Raw genomic sequence first — 25,167 nt, forward strand, 5'->3', positions numbered from 1 at the left:
GTTTTCCTAACTGGACCTGCTCGTGACTAACTCCGCCCGCAGTGCCATGCGTCGCGGGCTCGGCGCTCGCCGACATCCATCACACATAGCGCGGCGCGACGAGCGACGCCGCGCAACGGAGACTTACATGCATACTGCCGTCATCGGGCTCGCCCGCACCGCCAGCCGCTACCGCTGGGCGGTGTGCGCGCTGCTCTTCTTCGCGACCGTGATCAACTACATGGACCGTCAGATTCTCGGTCTGCTCGCGCCAGTGCTGCAGCACGACATCGGCTGGTCCCAGGTGCAGTACGGCCGCATCGTGATCGCCTTCTCAGCGTTCTACGCAGTCGGCCTCTTGTGCTTCGGCCGCATCGTCGACTGGCTGGGCACGCGCATTTCTTACGCGCTCGCCATGCTGATATGGAGCGTGGCTGCAGTCCTGCACGCGGCGGTCGGCTCGGTGACCGGCTTCGCCATGGTGCGTGCGCTGCTCGGCATCGGCGAGGGCGGCAACTTCCCGGCCGCCATCAAGACGACTGCCGAATGGTTCCCGCGCCGCGAGCGCGCGCTTGCGACCGGCATCTTCAACTCAGGCGCCAATATCGGCGCGGTGTTCGCGCCCGCCATCATTCCGCCGCTCGCGCTGGCGTTCGGCTGGCGCGCGGCGTTCGTGATCGTCGGGGCGATTGGCATCGTCTGGCTGGCCGTATGGTTCGCGTTCTACCGATCCGCCGACCCGCGCTCCCTCGAGGAGGGGCAGGACGAAGTCGAGGTGCTCGATGCCGCCAACGTGAATGCCCGCGCGCCGGGCTGGGGTGTACTGATCAGAAAGCGCCAGACGTGGGCATTCCTGATCGGTAAGTTCCTGACCGATCCGGTGTGGTGGTTCTATCTGTTCTGGCTGCCGAAGTGGCTCAACGAGTCGCGCGGTATGGACATGCAGCACATCGGCTTGCCGCTCGTCTGCATCTATGCGATGACGACCCTCGGCAGCATCGGCGGCGGCTGGCTCTCTTCGGCGTTCCTGCGCTCAGGATGGAGCGTGAACGCCGCGCGCAAGACGGCGATGCTGATCTGCGCGTGCTGCGTGCTGCCGATCGCGTTCGTCTCACAAGTCGACAACCTCTGGGGCGCAGTCGCGATCGTCGGACTGGCGGCGGCAGCGCATCAGGGCTGGTCCGCGAACCTCTTCACCACGGCGTCCGATCTGTTCCCGAAGCGCGCGCTGGGCGCGGTGGTCGGCATCGGCGGGATGGCGGGTTCGATCGGCGCGGTGCTGTTTTCGGAAGTAATCGGGCAGGTCCTGCAACGCACCGGCCATTACTGGGTGTTGTTCGCGATCGGCGCACTTGCCTACCTCGTCGCCCTGGCCGTGATGCAGATGCTGACGCCGCGCATGACGCCCGCGAAGCTCGACGCGTGAAGGCGCGAGGCGTGTCAGCCGCAGGCCGCGGTCGATTCACGGACGATGAGCCTCGGCTCGAACGTCGAATGCCCGGCCACCGAGTGGCCCGCGAGCGCGTCGATGAGCTTTTGCATCGCGAGCTCGCCCATCTTCTCGCTCTGGATGTCGACGGTGGTCAGCGCGGGCGCTGCGTACTCGCCGTACGGGACGTTGTCGACGCCGGTCACCGACAGCTCGTGCGGCACCCTGATGCCGAGCGACGCCGCCTCTTTCATGAAGCCGAGCGCGATCAGGTCGTTGTAGCAGATCACCGCCTGCGGCCTGCGCGGACCGAGCATCACGCGCGAGCACGCGTCCTCGCCTGCATGCGCGGTCGGCGCGTGAGCGTCGTACACGTCGAGCGTGAGGCCGGCTTCCTCGAGACACTCGCGCGCACCGCGAATGCGCTCGTCGTTGATGCGCGCCTGCCCGAAACCGAGGTAGGCGATATGACGATGCCCGAGGTTCAGCAGATGCCGCGCGAGCATGTAGGTTGCGAGCCGGTTGTCGATGCCGACGCTCGGGAGCGGCAGCGCATCGCTACGTCTCAACAGCACAAGTGGCTTGTCGAGATGGAGCAGCCACTGCGCCTCGTCGTCGGGTATCCGCGAGCTGACGATCAGGCCGTCGACGCGCTGCGCGAGCGCTTCGATCAGCGGACGCTCGCGCGCCTGGTTTTCGTCGGTGTCGACGAGCAGAAGCGTGTAGTCGTGGCGCAGCGCGACGCGGTTGGCGCCCTTCACGACATTCGTGAAGTGCGGATTGCTGATGTCAAGAATGGTCAGCCCGATGGTGCGTGAGCGGCCGGTGATCATCGATCGCGCAAGCGGATTGGAGCGGTAGCCGAGTTCCTCGATCGCCGCCTTCAGGCGCGCCTCAACCGGCGCGGAGAAGCGCTGCGCACCGTTGATGTACTTGGACACCGTGGCGACCGACACGCCAGCCGCAGCGGCGACGTCACGAATCGTTGGAAAGAGTTTTTTCATGCGGAAGGTAACGTTTTCCATTTTGTTAACAGATTGTCGCAGGAAACGCGGGCAGCGGGCAAATGCCACCAGGTTAAACCGCTCAGCTGCTGGCGATACGCTCGACAATTGGCGCTGCATATCGCCCGTCGTTTTGGAAAACGTTTTCCAACCTATCTTTTTTCAGGAATTTTTCTTGATGAACCAAACAACCACAGCGTCGCTCAAGCCCTTCCGGCGTCTGCTTCTGACCGGCGCCGCCGGCAACCTGGGCCGCCAGTTGCGCGGCGCGCTCGCCAACTGGGCCGATGTCGTGCGCGTGAGCGACATCGCGAAGCTCAGCGAACCCGCGCCACATGAGGAAACGACCATCGTCGATCTGGCGGACCGGCGGGCGGTGATGCAGCTCGTCGAGGGCGTCGATGCGATCGTGCATCTCGGCGGCATCTCCATCGACGCCCCGTTCGAGGATTTGCTCGGAGCGAACATTGCCGGCACATACAACGTGTATGAGGCCGCGCGCAAGCACGGCGTCAAGCGCGTCGTGTTCGCGAGCTCCAATCATGCGATCGGCTTTCATCCGGTCACCGAAGTGCTCGACACCGACGCGCCGCAGCGCCCGGACAGCCTCTACGGCGTGACGAAGTGCTTCGGCGAGGCGCTTTCGCGGTATTACTACGATCGTTTCGGCATCGAGACGGTGTGCCTGCGAATCGGCTCGTCGTTCGAAGAGCCGAAGAATCCACGCATGCTCGTCACGTATCTGAGCTATCGCGACTTCATCGAACTGGTGCGGTGTTCGCTGTTCACGAACCGCGTCGGGCACGTGGTCGTGTACGGCGCGTCGAACAATCCGGTCAAGTGGTGGGACAATACGAAAGCCAGCTTCCTCGGCTTCAACCCGCGCGACAGCGCTGCGCAGTTTGCAGAACGTTTCCCCGCGACTGCACCGGGCGACTCGCACGACGACCCCGCGCAACGCTTCCAGGGCGGCCCATTCGTGCTCGGCGAGCCGATGGAGGCGAAGCGGTGAAGCAGCGCTCGCAAGATCGTGCCTCCCCAACTCGCGATAAACGGCATACAACTTCAAACCGTCGTCGGGTTTGCACAAGCCCGTGGGCCCACAGTCGGCACTTCGATTGCGGCCGCGGCGACGACACTCCCGGACGCGCCCACGCTTCAATAACGCTCAGGCGAGTTCCACTGGACCGTGGTCATCGCAGTGGTCGCCGTGCGGGTGATGAAGATGGCCGTTAACCAGATAATCGACATGATCGCCATGCGGTACTGGGTCGTGTCCGCAGCCTGGGCCGTGGATGTGGCCCGGTTCATGGCCACCGCAGTCTGGTGTGCATTGGTCCGGATTTTTTGCGCTAACGTCGATCTTGTGTTCGTCCACGTGATCGCCGTGCGGATGGTGCAAATGGCCATCGTGCAGATAGTCTATGTGATCGCCATGCTTGATTGCGGTGTGTCCGCAGCCCGGGCCATGTTGATGGTCATGGTGTGCGTGATGCGGTTCGCTGCAAGTGCTCATGCCTGCCTCCTTTTTCCGTCTGGCCGCACGGCAACCTTCGACGGCCACCTGCCTACTCTCCATTGAAGGGTGCTTCGACGCTTGAAACCTGCCTTGCAGGCAGTTGCACTTCCGGGAGACGAAACCGAAATGCGTCGGCCTCACTGGAAGGATACTCCTTGCTCGCTCGGAGGAAGACACGAACGACTTCCATGCAAGTGCGAGACCGCTCAATTAGTGAAACGCGTAGTTCTTCGTGCTGTTCAAATGTCGCTCTTCGGTCTGAAGTCTGGCGGGAAGCCGACGCTCGCCGGTCATACCGGAATGGCTCAGTTTGGCCGCATCGAGGCAGTGCCCTCTGAAATTTGCTCGCTGCAAACCGGCCATTGAGCGAGGCCGGATGAAACCTCGGTCAGCCTAACTGGACGACGACCTCGACCGGCCGTTCATGGCCGATGGGGTGAAGTCGCCAACGGCCGCTTATTGGCACTCCGGTTCGCGAAAACTGGATTTATTTGACTGACCGGTTTGGAGAAGGTCATCTGACCGGAGGGTCGATTTCGGATATTTGATTAGTCTGACTCCGATGACGTTCGAACGAGAGAGGGTGTAGCGACGCGTTGCCCATGGCTCTTTACTTCGACAGACGCAGCTTCTTCGATAGCACGATACCCCGCTGCGGGCTCACCAACCAGATGGCGTGAATGTCGGTGTAAAGGGTCGAGGTTCTTGTCGTGATGTCGGTGGGCTCGTCATTGCTGGGATCGCTATGTTCGCGTCGGTCGGTCAGGTAAGGCGGCGCCATGCTGCACATCAGCACAATCGCGAAGTCTCCATTCGCTTCGTCGAACGCCGCCTGCGAGAGTGTCACGCGTCCGTGAACCTTGGTTTTGGTCCGTTCACCGGACTTGAGCACAATCAGATCGATATGTTGGATGTACCCCTTAGCCTTCGCCTCTGGCGCCACCACCAGCCCTCGACCGCGTTGTCCGGTAATGGTTTTCTTGAGTAGGATCGCTCCCGGCTTGTTGTCGTCGGCTAGATCTACGTCTACCGTCAACAGGTGCGTCTTTGACTGATATCGGATTCCGTAGGGCGCAGGTACGACGAAAGCAAGGTCGCGCTCGAGACTGGCTTTCGGCGAGTCGAGCTCGCTGGGCGCCTTAAGGACAGGGACGTGGATCAGGTTCCTGATGCGAGCGCTCAACGAACGCGAGTCGGCATCGAATCTCTGGCCCGCCAAAGCGTCCCTGATGGCAACCGGGTCGTCGCCGACGAAAGGCTGAGTCGACAGGACATCTGCAGAGGCGGAAATTTCAGGCTCAATCGCATTGGGAACAGTGGCTGAGTCTGACGACATCCCGGCGTGCGCCAGGAGCGACATGCAAACAAGGGTGCAAGCGACGTTCGAACGGACCAGCACGGTTTTGAGATCAGCCACGACAAACCCCTCCAGGATCAAGGCAGTCTATCGCAAAGCCTTACATGGGAAACTCGACCGCGCGACAGCGGCCGTAGGCACGGGCTCGATCCGTCTTTCATCAGTTCAGCAACCCAAACGGCAGCAAGGCCGAGAACTTCGGGGCCAAGATCGTTGTTCGAATGGCTGTTCCACTTTGGAAGCTGCCGTAGTGATCGCGTTGGGTCGAAGGGCACATGTGAGTCGAACTGAGCCCGACCCCTCGGACTCAGTCCGGCCACAAACTACCGGTCACATGCGCGGCCGGCAGGCCGCTCAGGAGTCGGCTCTGCTTCACAACAGGCCATCTGATTGTCACAACGCGAGCGCTCGTTCATCGGCCAGAAGGGACATCAATCTGAGCGGCCAAAGACGCCCAGCTCCACCGAGGGGGTTTCTCCCCTGTTAATCCCTGTCAGCGTGCCGGATTGCGTGCCATGACGATCCACGCCGCGCCGTCGATCATCACCGACCGCTCGCCGGGCAGGCCCGCGAAGGCGGCGCGAACCGCGGCCGACGCGCGGGCGCGGATGTCGTCGGGCTGATCAACGAGCGCGCGCGACAGTGGGCCGACCTCGAGCGTCATCTTCACCGCGTCGTCGATCGCAGCGTCCCGCGTCCCGCCCTCTCCGAACGGGACGGAAGCATCGAAGGGCGCGATAGCGATATCGGCGAAGCCGGCTGCGGTCAGGATGCGCGACACCCGCCCCCGGTCGCCGAACGAAAATGGGCCGGGCGCTTCGGGATCGGGCGGCGCGCTCGGCGGGAGGATGCCCTTGATCGCGCCCATCGGCAGGCGCACCCAATCGTTCTCGGCCGCGCCGCGCCAGCAGGCGAAAGCGACCCGCCCCCCCGGCCGCAGCGCGCGTCGCATATGGGCGAACGCTCCTGTCGGATCGTCGAAGAACATCACGCCGAAACGCGAGAACAGGATGTCGAACGCGCCCTCGGGCAACTCGGCGCTGCTGGCGTCGGCCACCCGGAACAGGGCCGGCGTATCCTGTGGCGCAAGCGCGCGCGCCCGGCTGATCAGCGGTTCGGATATGTCCACGCCCAGCACTTGGCCCCCCGGGCCGACGCGGGCGGCCAGAGCCAGACTCGATGCGCCCGCGCCGCAGCCGACGTCCAGCACGCGCTCGCCCGCCGCGGGCGCGGCGGCTTCTATCGCGGCCTGGCCGAACACCGCCACCATAGCGTCGAGCCGGGCCTGGTTGGCGACCCAGCGCTCCCCGCTTTGACCATTCCAGTCGGTCACCTGATAAGCATTTTGCTCTGCCATGTCATCTCCTTGCTCTGATTCGTTCTTAACTAGCTACCCTTTGTCGAGGCAAGGGGGAGCCGAACCTCACCCGCATCGTAATGACCGAAGAGCCGCGTACGTTCATGGACGTACTTCGCTTCGCTGCATTGCGTACATTGATCATTGCCGGAATGCGCGGAGGCGAAGTTGGGCTGTTGCCTACCGATTGGAAACGGGAGCGTCCTTACTTCGATTGGAACGGGCGGCCACCTGGCGAACTCGGTGGTATCTCTACTCCCCTGATGATCCGACATTTCGCCGAGAAACGGCAGGACGAAGAGTCTGATAGCCGGGTACTTCACGAGGAGACTCAGCCAGTGCCAGACATGTTACGGGCGCTGCTAACGGAGACGTTTGACCGCGTAGCCGCAGTCACAGAACCCCTCCGCGCTCCCGCCCCCGACATTTGGATCTGGCTTTGACAAGTGAATGGCCGCCATGTCATCAGCTTTTTAGGGGACTTCCCGAGGGTCGTGACTTTTGGATTGCGTCGTCGTGCCTTGGCGGGTAATGTAAGCGCTAACACGTTTCGAATTGCAACCTTCACCGGTCCTCATTGCATGTCATCCTTGGAAACAATTGAAAATGTAAGCGCTAACATGCGCTCCAGCGAAGCACCCTCCTCGGTCCGGATCATCGTCGCGGGTAGCGCGAACATGGATCTCGTGGTGCACGCGGAGCGTCTGCCGGCGCGGGGGGAAACCTTGCTCGGGGGCGGGTTCGCCACATTCGCCGGCGGCAAAGGCGCCAATCAGGCGGTCGCAGCGGCGCGGCTCGGCGCTTCAGTGGCGATGCTCGGCTGCATCGGAGACGACGACTTCGGCGCTCATCTCCGCGCGCGTCTGGACAGCGAGCACATCGACACGGCGCACCTGCACATGGTGGACGACATGTCGAGCGGCATCGCCGCCATCACGGTGGCCGCGGACGGTGCGAATACGATCGTCGTTTCGCCGGGCGCCAACGCCGCGCTTACTCCCGCTCACGTCGATGCGGCGCAAGACGCCATCGGCGCCGCCGGCATGCTGATTTGCCAACTCGAGGTCCCGCTCGACACCGTGCGGCATGCCATTTCAGTCGCGGCAAGGCTCGGCACGCCGGTGCTGCTGAACCCGGCTCCGGCACAGCCGCTTGCGGACGCGCTTTACCAGCAGGTCAGCTATATGGTTCTCAACGAGACCGAGGCCCACTTGCTGACGGACGTGCCCGTCGATGGCCCGGCGTCCGCGCGTGAAGCCGCAGCGCACCTGCGTGCGAAAGGCGTGGAGACGGTGATCGTCACCCTCGGCGCCGAGGGCGTCTGGTACGCGACAACCGGGGAGGAAGGTCACCTGCCCGCGCCACGCGTCGATGCGATCGACACCACGGCGGCCGGCGATACCTTCGTCGGCGGCTTCGCAGCCGAGCGCGTGCGCGGCGCCAGCATTCGCGACGCGATCGAGTTCGGACAGCAGGCCGCGGCGCTCAGCGTCACGCGTCAAGGCGCGCAGGCATCCATTCCGACCCACGCCGAAGTGCGGGCGCAATCCGCGTTCCCGGCAACGGTTCGATAGACCCGGCTGCGCGGGATCGCAGCCTATCCACAACACAATATGGAGACGACAGCATGAACCCAACCCCCGTGTCCGAGCAGGCACCTCCGCGCGTGCGCCGCGCCCAGATCGTGGCGCTGACGCTGCTGATGGTGAGTGGCATCGTGAACTATCTCGATCGCGGCACGCTCGCGGTCGCGAATCCGCTGATCCGCAAGGATCTCGGTCTGTCGCTCGGGGAAATGGGGCTGCTGCTGTCGGCATTCTCCTGGAGCTACGCGCTCTTCCAACTGCCGGTCGGCGGCCTCGTCGATCGCATCGGACCGCGCAGGCTGCTCGGAGTCGGCCTGATCATCTGGTCGCTCGCGCAGGCCGCGGGCGGCATCGTGTCCACCTTCGGCTGGTTCGTCGTCGCGCGCATCGTGCTCGGCATCGGCGAGTCGCCGCAGTTTCCGTCGGCGGCGCGCGTCGTGAGCAACTGGTTTCCGCTGCGTGCGCGAGGCAAGCCGACCGGCATCTTCAATTCCGCGTCGCCGCTCGGCACGGCGCTCGCACCGCTGTGCCTGTCGGTGCTCGTCGTGGAATTTCACTGGCGCTGGGCCTTCATCGTTACCGGCGCGCTCGGTCTCGCGGTTGCGGTGATCTGGCTCGCTATCTATCGTGATCCAAACCCCTCTGCGCTCACTGCAGAGGAACTGCACTACCTCAAAGGCGACGCCGCGCAGACGAAGCCTGCCGAGCAGCTCAGCTTTGCCGATTGGCGCGCGCTGTTCTCGAACGTCACGACTTGGGGGATGCTGATCGGCTTCTTCGGCTCGGTCTATCTGAACTGGGTTTATCTGACCTGGCTGCCTGGCTACCTGACGACAGAGCGCCACATGACTCTGATGCACACGGGAATCGCGGCCTCGGTGCCCTTCTTCTGCGGCTTTCTCGGCGCGCTCTGCGCAGGCTGGTTCTCCGACCTCATCACGAAGAGGAGCGCCTCGCCGGTGGCGAGCAGGCGCAACGCGGTCGTCATCGCGATGCTCGGCATGGTGGCGTTCACCGTGCCGGCCGCACTCGTCGAAAGCAATACGATCGCCATCGTCTGCATCTCGGTCGTGATCTTTCTCGCCAATGCAGCATCAGCCTGCTCATGGGCACTGGCAACCGCAGCCGCACCGGCCAACCGCGTCGGCTCGCTCGGCGCCATCCAGAACTTCGGCGGCTTTCTCGGCGGCGCACTCGCGCCCATTCTCACGGGCTACATCGCGCAGGCGTGGTCCTTCGTGCCGGCTTTGCTGACGGCCGCGGGAATCGCCTTCGTCGGCGCAATGAGCTATCTCTTCCTCGTGCGCAAGCCGATCGAGTTCGAGACCGAACCGGGTACGCCGGCTCGCGCTCACGCCTGAGAAGCGTCATTTTCAATTCTCAAGAGGACAACACCGACATGACCCTCCCCACTTCCCTGCCGCGCTCGACGCGCTCGATCGAAGGCATCGTTCCCGTCATGCTGACGCCTTTCGACGACGCCGGGACCATCGACTATGCCGGGCTCGAACGACTGATCGAGTGGTATCTCGCGCATGGCTCGGACGCGCTCTTCGCGGTCGCCCAGTCGAGCGAAATGCAATTCCTGAGCCTCGACGAACGCGCCGCGCTCGGCCGCTTCGTGGTCGAGCGCGTCGCCGGCCGTGCGCCGGTCGTGGTCTCAGGCCATATCAGCGACGATCCGGAGGCGCAAGCCGAGGAGCTGAACGCGGCCGCGGCGACGGGCGCGGACGGCATCGTGCTGGTGACGAACCGGCTCGATCCGCGCCGCGAAGGCACCGAAGCGTTCACGGCGAACCTGCGTCGCCTGATGAGCCGCCTTCCTTCCGACATTCCATTGGGGCTGTACGAGTGCCCCGCTCCTTACCGGCGCCTGCTGTCCGACGACGAGCTCAAGATGTGCATCGATACCGGCCGCTTCGTGATGCTGAAGGACGTCAGCTGCGATCTCGACACCGTGAAGCGCCGCGTCGCGCTGGCGAAGGGCTCGCCCCTGAAGATCCTGAACGCGAATGCCGCGATCGCGTGGGACGCGATGAAAGCCGGCTCGGCGGGTTTCAACGGTGTGTTCACGAACTTTCATCCGGACCTGTACAACTGGTTGCGCAACCGCGCCGACGAGAATCCGGCGCTCGCACACGAGCTTTCGACTTTTCTCGTACTCGCGGCGGTGTCGGAGGCGCTCGGCTATCCGGCGCTCGCGAAGATGTATCACCAGCGGATCGGCACTTTTCAGTCGATTCGTTGCCGCGCAATCGACTACGACGTGCGCGAGCGCTTCTGGGCGCTCGACGCGGTGCTCGACCGAATCGTCGAAGGCACCGAGCATTTCCGTTCGCGCATCGCCGCCGGGTTTTGACCATCCGTCACCCCGCCGCGGGTAAGATGACGGGCGTTCTTTTCGAATCACACCGTTGATGCCTCGCTCCTCTGACTCCGCCTCCACTCTCGAAGAACCGTCGCCGACCGGACGTTCGGCCGGCGTGCGCGCCCGCCGCGGCGCGGGCCGCCCTGTCCTGTCGGATGTCGCAAAACGCGCGGGCGTGTCCACGGCGACGGTATCGCGCGTCTACAACGAGCCCGGCAAGGTGTCCGACAGCGTGCGCGAGCGCGTCGCACAGGCCGCGCTGGAGCTGAACTGGTTTCCGAATGCGGCCGGGCGCGCGCTCGCGTCCACCCGCAGTCACATTGCGGGCATCGTGATTCCCACGCTCGACGATCAGGTCTTCGCCTCGCAGGTGAGCGGCATGCAGGCGGAGTTCGCCGCGCGCGGCATCACGCTTTTTCTAGGATGTTCGAACTACAACCCCAATGAAGCGCTCTCTCAGGTTCACGCGATGCTCGCGCGTGGCGTGGAGGCTATCGCGGTCGTGGGCGAAGCGCATCCGCCGGAACTCTTCGAAGCGCTGCGCGTGTGGCGCGTGCCCTACGTCGTGCTCTATGCGTGGCGCGAGGGAAGCCCCCACGATTGCATTGGCTTCGACAACCGCGCGGCCTATGAGCAGATCACCGAGCATCTCGTCGCGCTCGGCCACCGGTCATTCGCGGTCTGCATCCAGCCGACGCGGGATAACGACCGCGTGCAGGCGCGGCTCGCGGGAATTCGCGTCGCGCTCGAACGTCATGGTCTCGCGGTTCGGCCGGAGCATCTGATCGAGGGTGAATCCACGCTCGATTTTGGGCGGCGGGCGTTGCGCGCGCTCTGGCAACAACCGGGGCCGCGTCCAACCGCCGTGATCTGCGGCAACGATCATATTGCGCTGGGCGTCTTACGGGAGGCGGAAGAACTCGGCATCGCGATACCCGAGCAGCTTTCGGTCACCGGCTTCGACGATCTCGCGATCGCGCGCGAAGCGCGGCCGCCACTGACCACGATGCATGTGGACACGCGCGAGATCGGCACGGTCGCCGCGAAGCATCTGCTCGATGCGCTGGATGGACGACCGACGCGACAAGGGTATGCCGTGCCGGTGGAATTGAAAGTGCGCGGGTCAACCGGGCCGTGCGTGGGATGAGTGTTGTTGATGTCCTGCAGCCTAGGGGCACGGAGGCGCGCTCTTCGAAGTAGCTCGATAATCTGATCGAACAGCACCATCGTCGCATTACAGCGATGCCTGGATTCGATCGGTTCAGAAGTACCGCGGCTCGCTCTTTTTGGTTGCGCACGAGCCGCATCTCGCCAACATCTACCGCCTCCCGAGCGCAACGTTACGTGTAGGCTGCCCTATTCCGGGGTGCTCGCGGCGCGGTCCGCAGCCGTGCTACCGGGACGCTTGCCGGGGCAGCAGCTCCGCCCGTTGCGTGCGCAGCGGCCTGGGAATCCAGACGGAAGAACGAAACCGCCTGGTTCAGCTGCCTGCCCTGATCCTCGAGCGATTTCGACGCCGCCGCCGCTTCCTCCACCAGCGCGGCATTCTGCTGCGTCACTTCGTCCATCTGCGTAATCGCCTGATTGACCTGCTCGATCCCGCGGCTCTGCTCGGTCGACGCGGCTGCGATTTCTCCCATGATGTCGGTCACCCGCGCCACGGCCTGTGTCACCTCCGCCATTGTCTTCCCCGCCTCGTTGGCAAGCGACGACCCATTCTGGATCTTCTGCACGGACGCGTTGATCAGATCCTTGATCTCCTTCGCGGCACTGGACGAGCGCTGAGCGAGGCTGCGCACTTCGCTCGCGACCACCGCGAACCCACGTCCCTGCTCGCCTGCACGGGCGGCCTCCACCGCGGCATTCAGTGCGAGGATGTTGGTCTGGAAGGCGATCCCCTCGATGATCCCGGTGATATCCGCGATTCTGGTGGAACTCGTCCTGATTTCGCTCATCGTATCGACCACCTCGCCAACGACCTGGTTGCCCCGTCCCGCCACTTCGGATGCGTTGGCCGAGAGCGAGCTCGCCTGCTGTGCGTTCTCGGCGTTCTGCTTCACCGTTGACGTCAGCTCCTCCATGCTTGCCGCAGTTTCCTGCAGTGACGCAGCCTGCTGTTCTGTGCGCGTGGAAAGATCCACGTTGCCCGACGCGATCTGGCTCGAACCCGTCGCGATACTGTCGGCGGAAGTACGAACCTGACCGATCAGGTGAACGAGGCTAGCCTGCATCTTGCCCATCGAGGCGAGCACGCTTCCGGTCGGCGCACTGTTCGCCCCCAGCACCGGGCTCAGATCGCCGCCGGCCACGCGCTGCGTCACTTCGACCAGTGCCACGGGCTCGGCGCCCAAAGCGCGTAGCAAGCTGCGGGTGATGACTGCACCTGCCACGACCGCCAGCACGAGCGCAGCCAGACAGATTGCAATCAGCAGATTCCGCTGAGTCGCGAATTGATCGCTCGATTGGCGGACCATTTGTTGTGCGCGTTCACGGGTGAAGTCCTCGTACTCGTTGGACGCCTTGATCAGAGCCGAAAGCAGTGGCCTGCATTTGGTATCAATTGCCGCAATCGCCGCGTCGCGCTGATTACTCACCGCCAGCCTGTTGATTTCCAGGGCCACGGGGCGGTAAAGCGCCTCGATCCTGGGAAGTTCGGCCGCGAGTCTGCGTGCGTTGTCGCTCATGTCGGAAGCGCCCGCTACCATGGCATTGAACTTTTCCAGGTTAGCCTCGACTCTGCGTTCAGCGTCGATGACGGCGGCCTTTTCCAGCTCGATGTCCTCAGGCGTGGTGACCAGCACCAGATTGCGCACCGCCACGGCACGATCATCAACTGCGGTGCGGACCCCTTCAGCCACCGTGGCCCGTGCGTTAATACCATTGATGTAGCCGGAAAAGCGGTCATTCGCGTCGTTCAGCTCCTTCAAAGCGAGTCCTGAAACGATCAGTACAACAACGGCCAGTGCTCCGAAAGCCACCGTAAGCTTTGTCTTCACAGACAAGTTATTCAGGATCATTTTTCGCTTCCATTTTCGACGGAAAGACACGTAAATGCGGGCGATCGTTCTTGATGCCCGAGTCACGCACCGGTATGCGGCCGCGCCCGTGAAAACTGATGCGCCTCGCATATGCATTTACGGCGGCAGACTTAATGAACTGAAGCCAGGATTGCCCCGCCTATCGAATGCGCAAACGTTGGCGCGATATTGATTTGTTCTATCGGGAATTAGATATGGTTTAAGCGCGTTTTTATCAGACAAAATAGGATCGGCGAATATAGGAGACCACACCAATTTTCTCTGGCGTTGTAAATCAATCGTGATATTCGCGAAAGCGATTTTTAAATTCGGTTGGCAGTCCAGACATGAGTTTGCGAGGTCACGACGTCGTCTATCACCGCGCTGACGAGGAAGACCGCTCTGAGGCCAGACCGTTCGCCAATCCTTCCGAGCGCACCGTCTTCCTCGATGTCGCGGTGGCCGCGAGTGGTCCGGCTCGGCGAGCGACGCGTTTCAACCTGGCTGCTGCGACGTGAAATCGGTAGGCGACTTCACGAGAGTCCAAATGTCTTTCTCAGGTTTGCGTCGACGGGCCCGGCAGGCATGAAGCGACGCAATTTGCTTAGGAGAGAAGCCTGGCCTTTTGGAGTGCGCCTCATTCTCCATGCGGACAACGCGGAATCGACAATCGTGGTTGCGACGCCATCAGGTGCCGGCGCCTCATTGACATTTTTTTGAATCGCGCGGGACACGATGGCGCGCTCATCGTCATAGGCTGCGATTTTGGAAGCCGCATGCGGTGCATTGAGATCCAGATTGGTCCTGGTATAGGAAGGCTCGACAAGCACCACGCGGATTCCTAATTTACGCACCTCATGGTCCAAGGTTTCAGACATTCCCTCGACGGCATGCTTGGATGCTGAATAGAGCCCCATGTACGGAGCCGGAAGGAAGCCCAGCACTGAGCTCACATTGACGATTCTTCCCGAACGTTGCGAGCGCATGTGCGGCAGTACCGCGCGTGTTGTGCGCAAAATCCCGAAAACGTTGGTATCGAATAGCGACTGAGCCCCGGCAATCGACGTTTCTTCCGTCGCGCCGAGCAGCGTCACGCCCGCGCTATTGACAAGCACATCGATGCGCGTGGCTTCCGCGATGACGCTCTGGATTGCATGTTCCACTGAGGCGTCGTTACGGACATCCATCTCGACCAGCACAACACCGGGTATCGATTGCGCGGTTGTAGCGTTGCGTACGGTGCCGAATACCCGGCAACCCCGGCTGGCAAACTTCTCCGCGGTGGCTCGTCCGATCCCCGACGACACACCAGTAACAACGACGACTTTAGAATTCGACATGGCAGTTCCGTTCGATGCAGGTGAATGGGATAAATAGCGGATCAGCCGCTCCGATTGATCTTGCAACCAAGGTTCATTGCCTGGCAGCGAGCACATCCTGCGGCATTTCTTTCGCAGGCTGCGCCTGCTCATGCCTGGCTCTGCGCAGATTAGTCGTATCGCCCGGCCGAATCCTGAACCAGATGGAATACATGGCCGGCAGGAACACCAGGGTCAGGATCGTTCCTGCAAAAGTGCCACCGATCAGCGTATACGCGAGCGTCCCCCAGAACACCGAATGGGTCAGCGGGATGAACGCCAGGATCGCCGCCAGCGCGGTCAGGATCACGGGTCGCGCACGCTGCACGGTTGCCTCGATCACGGCATTGAACGGAGCCAGCCCGGCCTGTTCGTTCTGGTGAATCTGGCCGATCAGAATCAGCGTGTTGCGCATCACTATCCCCGATAGCGCAATGAGGCCGACCAGCGCATTGATTCCGAACGGCTGCCGGAAAAGGATCAAGGTTGGCACGACACCGATCAGTCCCAGCGGGCTGGTCAGAAAGACCATGACCATCGCGGAGATCGAGCGCACCTGCAGGATGATGATGAGCAGCGTGACCGCCAGCATGATCGGAAAGAGCGGCAACATGGCTGTCGTCGCCTTGCCTGATTCTTCGATCGAGCCAGCCTGTTCGATGCGGTAGCCGTCCGGCAGCTTGTCCATGATGGGCCGAAGCTGCCTCGTGATCGCCGTCGATACGTCTGGCGGCTGCAAGCCATCGGCGATGTCACCGCGCACGGTGATCGTCGGCATCCGGTCGCGCCGGCGCATGATCGGTTCCTCCATGCGCACGTCGACCTTGCCCACCTGCGACAGCGGGATGCGCTGGCCGTTGGCGCCAGCCAGCGTGAAGTCGCCGATCCGCGCCGGGTCGAGCCGGACCTCGCCGGCCGAACGCGCGATGACCTGCACCGTGCGAATGTCCTCGCGGACGACGGTGACAGGCACGCCGGTGAGCAGGAATTGCAGTTGTTGCGCGACCGCGCTCGATGTCAGCCCCACGGCCTGCAGCCGGTCCTGCTGCAAGGTGAAGTGCAGCGTGGGCGTGCGCGTGCCCCAGTCGGTGTTGACGGTGCGCATCATCGGGCTCGCATCCATCACCTGCTGAACCTGCTCCGCGATACCGCGGAGCTTGTCCGGGTCCGGACCCGTGACCCGGTAAGCAACCGGGAACGGCGAATACGGGCCGAATACGAGTTGCGTGACGCGCAGGCGCGCCTCAGGGGCAAGCCCATCGGCGATTGCCTGGCGCAGCCGCTGTTTGAGTGCCTCGCGCTCGTCCTGGTTGTCCGTGCGCACCACGATCTTGGCAAATGATGGATCGGGCAGCTCCGGTCCCATCGAGAAGTAGAACCGCGGTGCGCCCTGACCGACATAGGCGGTGACGATTCTCGCTTCCTTCTGTCTCGCCAGCCAGGCTTCGACCTTCGCTGTGGCGGCGCTGGTCTGGGCGATCGACGTGCCATACGGCATCTGCACCTCGATCAGCACTTCAGGGCGGTCGGAGATCGGGAAGAACTGTTTCTTGACTACCGCCATGCCAAGGACGGCCAGCACGAAGAGGCCCACGACCGAACCGGCGACCAGCCACTTGCGCGCAATGACGCGCTTCAGCAGTTGACGGAAACCGTTGTATCGCGGCGTGTCATAAAGCGCGTCGTGGCCGCCTTCGACTTTCCTGAAGTCGGGCAGCATCTTGACGCCGAGGTAAGGTGTGAACACCACGGCGACCACCCACGATGCGATCAGCGCGATCCCGACGATCCAGAACATGTTGCTCGTGTACTCGCCCGCAGTGGATCGGGCGAAGCCATTGGGCATGAAGCCGACCGCCGTGACCAGCGTGCCGGAGAGCATGGGCGCCGCGGTATGGCTCCAGGCATAAGCGGAGGCGGCAACGCGGCTGTAGCCCTCTTCCATCTTCACCACCATCATTTCGATGGCGATGATGGCGTCGTCCACCAGCAGGCCCAGCGCCAGGATCAGCGATCCCAGCGTGATGCGGTCGAAGTTCTTGCCAGTTGCGAGCATCACCAGGAAGACCACCGCCAGGGTCAGCGGCACGGCCGCGGCAACCACCAGGCCCACGCGCCAGCCCATGCTCACGAAGCTCACCAGCATGACCACCAGCAGGGCCGCGAAAAACTTCACCATGAACTCATCGACCGCCGAACTGATGTTGACGGCCTGGTCGGTGACCTTGGTCAGGCTCATGCCGAGCGGCAGCCCGCCGTTGATCGCGCCCACCTCGCGGTCCAGCGCGCGACCCAGGTCGAGGCCGTTCCAGCCGTCGCGCATCACGACGCCCAGCAGCAGGGCAGGTTCGCCGTTGTTGCGGATCAGGAACGTCGCCGGATCTTCATAGCCACGCGTGACGGTGGCAATGTCCGATAGCTTCAGCGTGCGTCCCTGCGCCACGACGGGCGTATCGCGGATCTTCTGCAACGCGTCGAACGCGCCGTCGAGGCGGATGAACACCTCCGGGCCCCTGGTCTCCACCGAGCCGGCGGGCGTCAGCGCATTCTGGCCGTTCAGCGCGGCGAACACGTCCTGCGGACTGACGCCCAGCGTTGCCAGACGGTCATGCGAAAACTCGACATAGATCCGCTCCGCCTGCTCGCCAATGATGTTGACCTTCTTCACCCCTGGCACGTGCAGCAGCCGCTGGCGCAGCGTCTCGGCGTCGCGTACCAGCAGGCGCTGCGGTTCGCCTTTGGCCTTGAGCGCAAACAGCGCGAAGGTGACGTCTGCGTATTCGTCGTTGACCATCGGCCCGATCGCACCAGGCGGCAGGTTGCCTGCCTCGTCGCTGATTTTCTTGCGGGCCTGGTAGAACTGTTCCTGCACTTCCGAAGGCGGTGTGCTGTCGAGCAGGGTCAAGGTCGTGAAGGCGAGGCCCGGCCTTGTGTAGGTCTCCGTACGGTCGTACCAGCGCAGCTCCTGCATGCGCTTTTCTAGCTTTTCGGCGACCTGGTCCTGCATTTCCTGCGCGGTGGCCCCCGGCCAGGCAGTGATGATGGTCATCACCTTGACCGTGAAGGCGGGATCTTCGGCACGGCCGAGCTTGAAGAATGAAACGAGTCCGGCCAGCGAGATCAGGCAGATCAGGAACAGGGTGATGGAGCGCTCGCGCACAGCGAGCGCGGAAAGGTTGAAACGACCTTCGCTCACGGACGGGCTCCCTCGGTTGCGGTCACGGGAGCCTGGCCCGCCACACGGACCAGTTCACCTTCGCGTAGCAGATGCGCGCCGAGCGCGACGATCCGGTCGCCTTGCTTGATCGGGCCGTTGATGCGGACGTCGTCGTCATCCACGTGCTCGACCGTGACCGCCCGCCAGGAGACCTTTGGCGGCTCGCCGTCGACGACCCATACTCCCGGTCCCTTGCCAGCATCGAAGAGGGCGCCAAGCGGCACCTTCAGCGCGCTTTGCACGGAACGACGCGCATCCGGAATCTGGATGGTGACCGTTGCTCCTAGCGGTGCATCGGACAGCGTGCCGTCGAGCACGTACCGAGCCTCGAAGGTGCGGGTGAGCGGGTCCGCAGCATCGGATAGTTGCCGCAATTCGGCGGGAACCGTGACGTCCTGCTTGCCGAAGAGCGTTGCCTGCGCGACGGAACCGACCTCAGGGCGCAGGGTTTCCGGCAACTGGATCACGGCCTCGCGACGTCCTGCGTGAGCCAGGCGCACCACGGTCTGCCCGGCGTTGACGACCTGCCCGGGCTCCGCCAGCGTTTCCATGACGACACCATCGGCGTCGGCCACCAGCTCCGTATAGCGACTCGCATTAAGCGCGACGTCGGCTTGGGCTGCGGCTGCGCTGAGCTGGGCTTTGGCAGCATCGGCCGCGGCCTTGACCTGGTCGTAGGCCGAGGCGGAAATGGCGCCCGTGCCGCGCAGATCGTGGTAGCGCGCTTCATCCTCTGCCGTCTGCTGCGCCCGTGCCCGCGCGGCAGCGACGGCCTGCTGCTGCGCCTGCGCGGCCAGCTTCAGATCGACGGGGTCGATGCGCATGAGCGGCTGGCCGCGCCTGACGCTCTGCCCGGCGTTGACCAGCCGCTCGAGCACCTTGCCGGAGACCCGAAACCCCAGGTCGCTCTGCACCCGGGCGGCTACGGTTCCGGTAAATGAGCGCGAGGCAGGCGGTGCGTCCCGAACGATGGCGGCACGCACCAGCGGCGCCTCCGTGCGCGGATCGGGCGGTGCTTTTGCGCCGCAAGCGGCCAGCGCAAACGGCAAGGCGAAGACGACGGCTGAGGTAGCGAGGCGGCGCGCAAGCATGAAAGACCCATCGACGAAAGGATGATGGATCGCATTATGGTTCTAGTGACCAATATAGTCAACGGTCACAAATGGTGCGCGTTAAGGTGAGAGGCTGCGGAGCACCAGACTGGACAGTTTCGCCGGCGCCTCCTCGGTGTAATCGAAGCTGTGCTGCAGGATCAACGGGTTGAGGTACGGGCGTAAAACGAGGTAGATCGCCATCGCGGTCTCGTCCAGCGGCGTCTTGCGCTCGAAGTCCCCGCTTTGCCGCCCCTCCTGGAGGACGTCCTGGAGCAGCTTCTGGATGCGCTCTTCATAGGCGCGCGTCGCCTGCCATTGCTCGGTGGCGGCCGACGCTGCAATCTCGTAAAGCTTGCGGTCCTGGGAGAACAGGCGAAGGCTCGCCTCGACGATCGCCTTGAACATCCGCCGCAGTTTCTCTGGCGGCCGGTCGACCTCTTCGACGGCAGCTCTGACCTCGCTTTCGATCTCGCGCAGGCAGTTCGCGCAGATCATCTCGCCAATAGCCTGCTTGGACTCGAAGAACTTGTAGATATACGCCTTGGAAAAGCCGATGGACTTGGCGAGATCAGAGACGGTCGTTTTCTCGTAGCCATACCGGCTGAAGTGCTCGGTGGCCGCGGCAACGATCTGATCGCGCACGTCATGGTCAGCTGGGCCGCGGGCCGAAATGGGATAGGTGGCTGCATTTTTCATGGTTCCTAGCTTACCGCCGCCCCCAAAAACCGACAACAAGTGACTACATTGTATTATAGTCACCTTTACTCGTCCTCGTCGCCCGGAAGAAGCTCATGCTGCCCAAACGCACCCTTGCCATGCTTATCGTCGCCAGCCTTTCGGCAGGCTGCGCGGTAGGTCCCGATTACGTTCGGCCCGATGTACCGATGCCGGAGCGGTTCATGGGCCAGACAGCGGTCGATCAGCGACATGCAACGGCCACTGCGGACCTCGTCACCTGGTGGACGGCGTTTGGCGATCCGCAACTGACGCGATTCGTCACGCTTGCGCTGGAGCAGAACCTTGACCTCGCGCAAGCTTCTGCTCGTGTCACCCAGGCACGTGCAGCACTTGGGGCGGCGAATGCCGCGCTGCTGCCTTCCGGCAATGTCAGCGGCCAGGCAGCCAGGGTCTACCAGTCCGTTGAAACGCCCCTCGGGCGAGTTTTGAACTCGACGCCCGGTTTCGACCGCTACGGCAACGAGTACGAAGCCAATCTCAGCGCGAGCTGGGAACTGGATGTGTTCGGAGGCCTGCGTCGTGGACGGGAAGCGGCGCTCGCTGAGTACGAGGCTTCGGAAGCCGGCGCCGCGGCCACACGCCTGGCCGTGGCGGCACAGACCGCCGACATCTATATCAGCATCCGCGGATTGCAAGCCCGTCTGAACGTCGCGCGGCGACAGGTGCAGACGCAGCAGGATCTGCTCTCCACCATCAACCTTCTGTATGGCAAGGGGTTGGCAGCCGAGCTTCAGGTAAGACAGGCCGAGGGGGCGCTTGCCCAGGTCCAGGCCTCGGTCCCGGTCCTCGAGACGGGCCTCGACGCGGCCATGAACGCACTGGATGTGATGCTCGGCGCGCAGCCCGGCGTACATCGGGCCGAGTTGCTCGAAGCTGGCGACATCCCCGTCCCCCCGCAGATCGGAGCCACCGGATCGCCGCGCGAGTTGCTCAGGCGGCGGCCAGACCTGATCGTGGCCGAGCGACACCTCGCCGCATCGAATGCACGTATCGGAGTGGCCATCGCCGAGTACTACCCCAAGGTCTCCCTCAGTGGACTGATCGGCAGCGCGACATCCGTGGCCAGCGGCAATCTGTTCTCGAGCGGCGCCAGCCAGGCCGCCGGCGTGCTGGGTCTGCGCTGGCGTTTGTTCGACTTCGGCCGGATCAATGCGCAGATCAGCCAGGCTAAGGGTCAGGAGGCCGAGATGCTGGCTGCCTATCGGCTTGCCGCATTACATGCGACTGAGGACGTGGAGAACGCTCTTTCGGCACTGGTCAAGCGCGAGGAACAGGCTGCTGCGCTCACGCAGGGCGTGGACTCGCTCGGCCGCGCAAGAGCTGCCTCGTTTGCAGCCTATCAAAAAGGCGTGGTCAGTCTGATTGAAGTCCTGCAGGCCGACGACAGCCTGCTACGCACTTCCGATGCGCGAGTGCAGGCACAAACGGAGTCAGCGCGCGCAGCAGTCGCTGCTTTCAAGGCACTCGGGGGTGGTTGGCAACCCAGCGAATCCGAAGCGACGGTCGCCACCAGGTAGCTAGCGCACGCGCCGAAAGCACGCAAAGCGGCGCCGGAAATTTCGCAATCTTTGTTCTGCGATGGCCGTTGATGAGGACTCCGCTTCGCCCGCGCAGCGGAGCGGCTACCTGTCGAAAGGTCCCTGCAGTCACTTGCCATCAAGAATTGGAAGCGCAGCGTTTCGTCTACACCGCCTTATCGTATGTCACGCAAACGATTGACCCGGGAAGAAACCCGCAAGCAGACCCGCAAGCGCCTGCTCGATGCAGCGGCCTTGAGCATTGCCAGGAATGGGTTGGCCGCCACGAGCGTAGAGGATATCGCCGCCCGGGCCGGCTATACCCGTGGTGCGTTCTACTCGAACTTCGACAGCAAAAGCGACCTGTTCGTCGAACTGCTCCGTCTCGATCACCAGAACATCCAGGAAAACTTGCGGAAGCTGTTAGAGGCCGGTTCGTCCAGCCAGGACCTGCGAAAGCAGCTCACCTTGTTATACGCGCAGCGTTATCGCGACGACAACAACTACGTCATGTGGGCCGAGGCACGCCTGCATGCCATGCGTGACGCGAAGTTCCGACAACAGATAAACGTCCTTTGGCTAGAAAAGCGCGATATGATCGCCTCCTTCATCGAGCAGTTCTGCAAGCACGTCAACATGCAAGTGCCAGGCGCCTGTGCCGCCCAGGCACTTGCCACGATCGCATTGATGGACGACGTCCTCTATTTCACCGTTACCATGCCCAACGAGCTGTCGAAGACTTCAGCCGAAGCGGTTGTGAGCAACATCCTTACGAGAATGTTCACAAGTCCATCGTTCTGAGTGAACCTTGATTGGCGCAAGGTCCGTTCTAGCTGGATGATCAATCCGTACCCGACGACACGAAACAACAATCTACGCGTACGATGAACCAGACGTAATCGAGTTGGATTTCAGTAACCTCTCCCGCACGCTGGGTGCTAGCCAGGAAAGCATCCCGCGCAAACGTCCCTATTTTCGAGGGTGGCCGACAATCCGCGCACGCGTGTGCGCCGTTGACCGCGTCTTTCGGACAGGCATACGCGAACCGCCGAGGCACATGGACTGCTTGCGAAACATGCATCGAAGCGTAGAGGCCAAAGAGGACTATGACTGCAGCCAATGAGCGTCGGCTCGTGGAAATCATAAGCCGCGGCGGACATGACGACGATCGAACATCGGCCCGCCGCATGGAGTCGCGAGAACGACGTGCGACGCGACTGATGCGGGTTCCAGCGCTAATGGCTCATGGTCGAACGTATCAACCCGGTTGCGCGGTTTGCGCCGCGTAGAAGACCCACTTACTACGGAGAATGGTCGCACCTGGCAATCGGGGAGGCGTCCATATAAGTCAGAATGACCGACGTATCATGGCAGGTGACGCATCGGGAGTGGGTGATTCGTTCGTTACCCGAGAAGAGAGGCTTTCACTACCACGCTCGCGTGGAGGTTGAGCGCCGCCCTCAGGACTACGTGAACAATCGCCAGGTCTTTCGCTTCACCGACATCGGCTATTTCGACACCGAAGCACCCCGTCTATGGGTCGGTGTACTTTGCAGCCGATGCATTTGCCGGCACGGTTGCGCGGTTTTTGCGACCTCCACGGTAGACCACAGATGTTTCGGTGTTCGCGATGGTCAGGGAATGCGGCACTCTCCACCTGTGCGAAGACATACCGAGAGTCCAGCAAACGTCGCTGCGGCGAGACCATTCACGATCCACTTGCGGCAGCCGGTCTGGATGGGTGTCGGTCGGTCTCGGGCATACTCGTTGCGCCGCTAAGGGCTCCGAACAACCTTTTAGGAGCTCACAAATGTCACAGCGAAAGACGGTCGATGATCTGTTCGTGCACATGCTTTCCGATATCTATAGCGCGGAGAAGCAACTGACGCGAGCGCTGGCGAAACTGTCCCGCGCCGCTTCCGACCCGGCGCTGAGCGACGCATTCAAGACTCATCTTGAAGAAACGCAAGGACAGGTCGAACGGATCGACGAGGTGGTGGAAACCTGCGACATCCGCCTGAAGAGAATGAAGTGCATCGCGATGGAGGGATTGATAGAAGAAGGACAGGAACTGATCGACGAGATTGAAAAAGGTCCGGTCCTGGATGCGGGCCTCGTGGCTGCCGCGCAGAAGGTCGAACACTACGAGATCGCTACCTACGGTAGTCTGTGCGCCATTGGCAAACAACTGGGTTTCACCGAAGCCGTGAAACTGCTGAAAGAGACGCTGGACGAAGAAAAGGCGACGGACCTCAAGCTTACCGAGTTTGCGGAAAGGGCCGGTAACAAGGAGGCTATGCAACAGTAAACCATGAGGACACAGCGCAGGCGTACCGATCGAATGGTCTGCCTGTGCTCGCCATCTTGTGATTTACCTTCGAGTCATGCCAATCACATTCGTCCGTGGGTCGGATGCTCCCCTTCCCCGTGGCAAGCGAACAGGTCAAAGATGCTGATCCACATGACGATTCGCGTCGCGGACAGGTCAGGCCTTCTTCTATGCCTGGCGTTGCACGACAGCGATGCGCAATTTGCGGAATATGTGCTGGTGCGACGATTCGACATCGACGCGACAAGTGGAATCTGATAAGCGCAAGCTGCCGCTTTGCGTGTACCCCTCATGCGTCAAGATACTCACGGATTCGACGCGCGTGAAGAATCGCCCGCGGTTTTCAACAACGCACGGTTTTCGTAAAGCCACGCTGCTTCCCGATCGCGCACAGACCGCTACTGCTCTACCAATTGAGCTAACGGCCCGGCCAGCCAGAAAGTCACCCGCGGCCGGGCAATTCTGGCGTCGGTGCTAACCGATATCGATGGTTCGACTAGCGGACCGTGCCGGTTCCGTTTTCGGCACGGTCAATGTAAGAATGCCGTTGTCAAACTTTGCCAATGCGTGGTCCGGGTCGGCATTGTCCGGCATCGGAATTCTGCGCACGAAGCTTCCATAGGCTCGCTCCAACCGGTAGCATCCATCTTCCTCGCTGCGCACGTCCTGCTTCTTCTCGCCGCGCAGCACGATTGCCCCTTCCTCGACGCTCACGTTCAAGTCCTCGCGTCCCATCCCGGGCAGTTCTGCAGTAACGCGAAGCACCTGCCCCTCGTCGACGACGTCGATGCGCGGCTGGAAGCGCGACGAACTGAAGTCGCCAAACCATCGTTCAAACGCACCACCGCCTGCAAATGGATCACGAAAGAATTCCTCCACGGCCCGCCACGGTTCGCGAAGAGATAGTCGTGGAATATCGGGCCATGCGGCCCGCCACTCATCCGCGCGCCGACCGTCTGTGTCGTCCGCATCGGATTTGCGGGCGCCTCCGCGAAGGAACTTGAAGGGGTTCCATTTTTTCGGATCAGTGTTCATCGTGTGCTCCTTTCCTATCAGCGACGAAGCGGGATTCCGGTCTCCGCGCCGCGATCGCTTCGACTCGACAGCCGAAAGGCGGTGGCCGGAGGACAGCATCCAGCTTCTTGCTACTGCTGTCCCTCCCCCGGCCGACTTCAGTCGGTACGCACCTCGATCCGGTGCGGTCGCGCTTCGTCGCGGCGCGGTATCGTCAGCTTCAATACGCCGTCCTTCAGATTGGCTTCGATTTTCGACGCATCGAAGTCGGCGTTCATCGAGAA

Annotated in this window: 21 protein-coding genes; 11 read left to right on the forward strand and 10 right to left on the reverse strand. The window is 62.6% G+C overall.

Translation table 11 applies throughout. The features are described from left to right. Positions 1-127 precede the first annotated feature (127 nt). The gene (locus tag AB3X94_RS37765; RefSeq protein WP_368614209.1) at positions 128-1,405 is read left to right on the forward strand and encodes an MFS transporter; all 1,278 of its coding nucleotides are present in this window, start codon (positions 128-130) and stop codon (positions 1,403-1,405) included. 14 nt (positions 1,406-1,419) lie between these two features. Here AB3X94_RS37765 and AB3X94_RS37770 read toward each other — a convergent pair whose 3' ends face one another. Then, entirely contained in the window at positions 1,420-2,433 is a 1,014-nt protein-coding gene (locus AB3X94_RS37770) for a LacI family DNA-binding transcriptional regulator (RefSeq protein WP_246392254.1), read from the reverse strand. Positions 2,434-2,590: 157 nt separating this feature from the next. Between AB3X94_RS37770 and AB3X94_RS37775 the strand changes: the two genes are divergently transcribed. Both AB3X94_RS37775 and AB3X94_RS37780 read left to right on the forward strand, forming a co-directional pair. Further along, entirely contained in the window at positions 2,591-3,424 is an 834-nt protein-coding gene (locus AB3X94_RS37775; RefSeq protein WP_368614210.1) for an NAD-dependent epimerase/dehydratase family protein, read from the forward strand. A 177-nt stretch (positions 3,425-3,601) separates the two neighbouring features. Further along, positions 3,602-3,994, forward strand: a complete 393-nt coding sequence (locus tag AB3X94_RS37780) for a hypothetical protein (RefSeq protein WP_368614211.1) — start codon at positions 3,602-3,604, stop codon at positions 3,992-3,994. A 547-nt stretch (positions 3,995-4,541) separates the two neighbouring features. On the opposite strand, the gene AB3X94_RS37785 is transcribed toward AB3X94_RS37780, so the two are convergent. After that, entirely contained in the window at positions 4,542-5,348 is an 807-nt protein-coding gene (locus tag AB3X94_RS37785; RefSeq protein WP_312883674.1) for a hypothetical protein, read from the reverse strand. Between the two features lie 433 nt (positions 5,349-5,781). Beyond that, the gene (locus AB3X94_RS37790; protein ID WP_368614212.1) at positions 5,782-6,645 is read right to left on the reverse strand and encodes a class I SAM-dependent methyltransferase; all 864 of its coding nucleotides are present in this window, start codon (positions 6,643-6,645) and stop codon (positions 5,782-5,784) included. A 620-nt stretch (positions 6,646-7,265) separates the two neighbouring features. Here AB3X94_RS37790 and rbsK point away from each other — a divergent pair. Genes rbsK through AB3X94_RS37810 form a run of 4 tightly spaced genes read left to right on the forward strand, consistent with a single transcriptional unit; the run spans position 7,266 to position 11,746 of the window. Beyond that, positions 7,266-8,219, forward strand: a complete 954-nt coding sequence (gene rbsK, locus AB3X94_RS37795) for a ribokinase (protein ID WP_368614221.1) — start codon at positions 7,266-7,268, stop codon at positions 8,217-8,219. 53 nt (positions 8,220-8,272) lie between these two features. After that, positions 8,273-9,592 (forward strand): MFS transporter, encoded by a 1,320-nt coding sequence (locus tag AB3X94_RS37800; protein ID WP_368591925.1) that lies wholly within the window; start codon positions 8,273-8,275, stop codon positions 9,590-9,592. A 38-nt stretch (positions 9,593-9,630) separates the two neighbouring features. Further along, positions 9,631-10,590, forward strand: a complete 960-nt coding sequence (locus tag AB3X94_RS37805) for a dihydrodipicolinate synthase family protein (protein ID WP_176111086.1) — start codon at positions 9,631-9,633, stop codon at positions 10,588-10,590. A gap of 58 nt (positions 10,591-10,648) precedes the next feature. Then, positions 10,649-11,746 (forward strand): LacI family DNA-binding transcriptional regulator, encoded by a 1,098-nt coding sequence (locus AB3X94_RS37810; RefSeq protein WP_368614213.1) that lies wholly within the window; start codon positions 10,649-10,651, stop codon positions 11,744-11,746. Positions 11,747-11,939: 193 nt separating this feature from the next. Here AB3X94_RS37810 and AB3X94_RS37815 read toward each other — a convergent pair whose 3' ends face one another. Continuing rightward, entirely contained in the window at positions 11,940-13,616 is a 1,677-nt protein-coding gene (locus AB3X94_RS37815; RefSeq protein WP_368614214.1) for a methyl-accepting chemotaxis protein, read from the reverse strand. A 347-nt stretch (positions 13,617-13,963) separates the two neighbouring features. Between AB3X94_RS37815 and AB3X94_RS37820 the strand changes: the two genes are divergently transcribed. Beyond that, positions 13,964-14,134, forward strand: a complete 171-nt coding sequence (locus AB3X94_RS37820; protein ID WP_176111088.1) for a hypothetical protein — start codon at positions 13,964-13,966, stop codon at positions 14,132-14,134. Positions 14,135-14,149: 15 nt separating this feature from the next. Here AB3X94_RS37820 and AB3X94_RS37825 read toward each other — a convergent pair whose 3' ends face one another. From AB3X94_RS37825 to AB3X94_RS37840, 4 genes are all read right to left on the reverse strand, one after another. Beyond that, complete coding sequence (locus AB3X94_RS37825; RefSeq protein WP_368614215.1) at positions 14,150-14,956, reverse strand: oxidoreductase; 807 nt, start codon at positions 14,954-14,956, stop codon at positions 14,150-14,152. Positions 14,957-15,029: 73 nt separating this feature from the next. Next, positions 15,030-18,170, reverse strand: a complete 3,141-nt coding sequence (locus AB3X94_RS37830; RefSeq protein WP_176111090.1) for an efflux RND transporter permease subunit — start codon at positions 18,168-18,170, stop codon at positions 15,030-15,032. Then, complete coding sequence (locus tag AB3X94_RS37835) at positions 18,167-19,282, reverse strand: efflux RND transporter periplasmic adaptor subunit (RefSeq protein ID WP_368614216.1); 1,116 nt, start codon at positions 19,280-19,282, stop codon at positions 18,167-18,169. Before AB3X94_RS37835 ends, AB3X94_RS37830 begins: the two co-directional genes overlap by 4 nt. An 81-nt stretch (positions 19,283-19,363) precedes the next feature. Continuing rightward, positions 19,364-19,981, reverse strand: a complete 618-nt coding sequence (locus AB3X94_RS37840) for a TetR/AcrR family transcriptional regulator (protein WP_368614217.1) — start codon at positions 19,979-19,981, stop codon at positions 19,364-19,366. 95 nt (positions 19,982-20,076) lie between these two features. Between AB3X94_RS37840 and AB3X94_RS37845 the strand changes: the two genes are divergently transcribed. The 3 genes from AB3X94_RS37845 (at position 20,077) to AB3X94_RS37855 (ending at position 23,848) form a co-directional block, all read left to right on the forward strand. Continuing rightward, a complete protein-coding gene (locus tag AB3X94_RS37845; RefSeq protein WP_368614218.1) occupies positions 20,077-21,540 on the forward strand; it encodes an efflux transporter outer membrane subunit in 1,464 nt (487 codons plus the stop codon). A gap of 183 nt (positions 21,541-21,723) precedes the next feature. Next, positions 21,724-22,341 carry a TetR/AcrR family transcriptional regulator gene (locus AB3X94_RS37850; protein ID WP_368614219.1) on the forward strand — a complete coding sequence of 206 codons (618 nt, stop codon included), beginning with the start codon at positions 21,724-21,726 and terminating at the stop codon, positions 22,339-22,341. A 1,009-nt stretch (positions 22,342-23,350) separates the two neighbouring features. After that, entirely contained in the window at positions 23,351-23,848 is a 498-nt protein-coding gene (locus AB3X94_RS37855; protein WP_368614220.1) for a ferritin-like domain-containing protein, read from the forward strand. Positions 23,849-24,343: 495 nt separating this feature from the next. Here AB3X94_RS37855 and AB3X94_RS37860 read toward each other — a convergent pair whose 3' ends face one another. Together AB3X94_RS37860 and AB3X94_RS37865 are read right to left on the reverse strand one after the other, a co-directional pair. After that, positions 24,344-24,904 carry an Hsp20/alpha crystallin family protein gene (locus AB3X94_RS37860; protein ID WP_176111096.1) on the reverse strand — a complete coding sequence of 187 codons (561 nt, stop codon included), beginning with the start codon at positions 24,902-24,904 and terminating at the stop codon, positions 24,344-24,346. A gap of 137 nt (positions 24,905-25,041) precedes the next feature. After that, a partial coding sequence (locus AB3X94_RS37865) for an Hsp20/alpha crystallin family protein (RefSeq protein ID WP_368612921.1) occupies positions 25,042-25,167 on the reverse strand: 126 nt, incomplete at its 5' end.

Origin of the sequence: Paraburkholderia sp. BR10923 (assembly GCF_040948765.1) — a bacterium.
Taxonomy (GTDB): Bacteria; Pseudomonadota; Gammaproteobacteria; order Burkholderiales; family Burkholderiaceae; genus Paraburkholderia; species Paraburkholderia youngii.

Excerpts from the sequence above, each read along its gene's own strand:
- AB3X94_RS37775 (WP_368614210.1), top strand. The coding sequence starts at position 2,591 with ATGAACCAAACAACCACAGCGTCGCTCAAGCCCTTCCGGCGTCTGCTT.
- AB3X94_RS37765 (WP_368614209.1), top strand. The coding sequence starts at position 128 with ATGCATACTGCCGTCATCGGGCTCGCCCGCACCGCCAGCCGCTACCGC.
- rbsK (WP_368614221.1), top strand. The coding sequence starts at position 7,266 with ATGCGCTCCAGCGAAGCACCCTCCTCGGTCCGGATCATCGTCGCGGGT.
- AB3X94_RS37800 (WP_368591925.1), top strand. The coding sequence starts at position 8,273 with ATGAACCCAACCCCCGTGTCCGAGCAGGCACCTCCGCGCGTGCGCCGC.
- AB3X94_RS37810 (WP_368614213.1), top strand. The coding sequence starts at position 10,649 with ATGCCTCGCTCCTCTGACTCCGCCTCCACTCTCGAAGAACCGTCGCCG.
- AB3X94_RS37845 (WP_368614218.1), top strand. The coding sequence starts at position 20,077 with ATGCTGCCCAAACGCACCCTTGCCATGCTTATCGTCGCCAGCCTTTCG.
- AB3X94_RS37825 (WP_368614215.1), bottom strand. The coding sequence starts at position 14,956 with ATGTCGAATTCTAAAGTCGTCGTTGTTACTGGTGTGTCGTCGGGGATC.
- AB3X94_RS37840 (WP_368614217.1), bottom strand. The coding sequence starts at position 19,981 with ATGAAAAATGCAGCCACCTATCCCATTTCGGCCCGCGGCCCAGCTGAC.
- AB3X94_RS37770 (WP_246392254.1), bottom strand. The coding sequence starts at position 2,433 with ATGGAAAACGTTACCTTCCGCATGAAAAAACTCTTTCCAACGATTCGT.
- AB3X94_RS37815 (WP_368614214.1), bottom strand. The coding sequence starts at position 13,616 with ATGATCCTGAATAACTTGTCTGTGAAGACAAAGCTTACGGTGGCTTTC.
- AB3X94_RS37820 (WP_176111088.1), top strand. The coding sequence starts at position 13,964 with ATGAGTTTGCGAGGTCACGACGTCGTCTATCACCGCGCTGACGAGGAA.
- AB3X94_RS37860 (WP_176111096.1), bottom strand. The coding sequence starts at position 24,904 with ATGAACACTGATCCGAAAAAATGGAACCCCTTCAAGTTCCTTCGCGGA.
- AB3X94_RS37855 (WP_368614220.1), top strand. The coding sequence starts at position 23,351 with ATGTCACAGCGAAAGACGGTCGATGATCTGTTCGTGCACATGCTTTCC.
- AB3X94_RS37835 (WP_368614216.1), bottom strand. The coding sequence starts at position 19,282 with ATGCTTGCGCGCCGCCTCGCTACCTCAGCCGTCGTCTTCGCCTTGCCG.
- AB3X94_RS37850 (WP_368614219.1), top strand. The coding sequence starts at position 21,724 with ATGTCACGCAAACGATTGACCCGGGAAGAAACCCGCAAGCAGACCCGC.
- AB3X94_RS37790 (WP_368614212.1), bottom strand. The coding sequence starts at position 6,645 with ATGGCAGAGCAAAATGCTTATCAGGTGACCGACTGGAATGGTCAAAGC.
- AB3X94_RS37805 (WP_176111086.1), top strand. The coding sequence starts at position 9,631 with ATGACCCTCCCCACTTCCCTGCCGCGCTCGACGCGCTCGATCGAAGGC.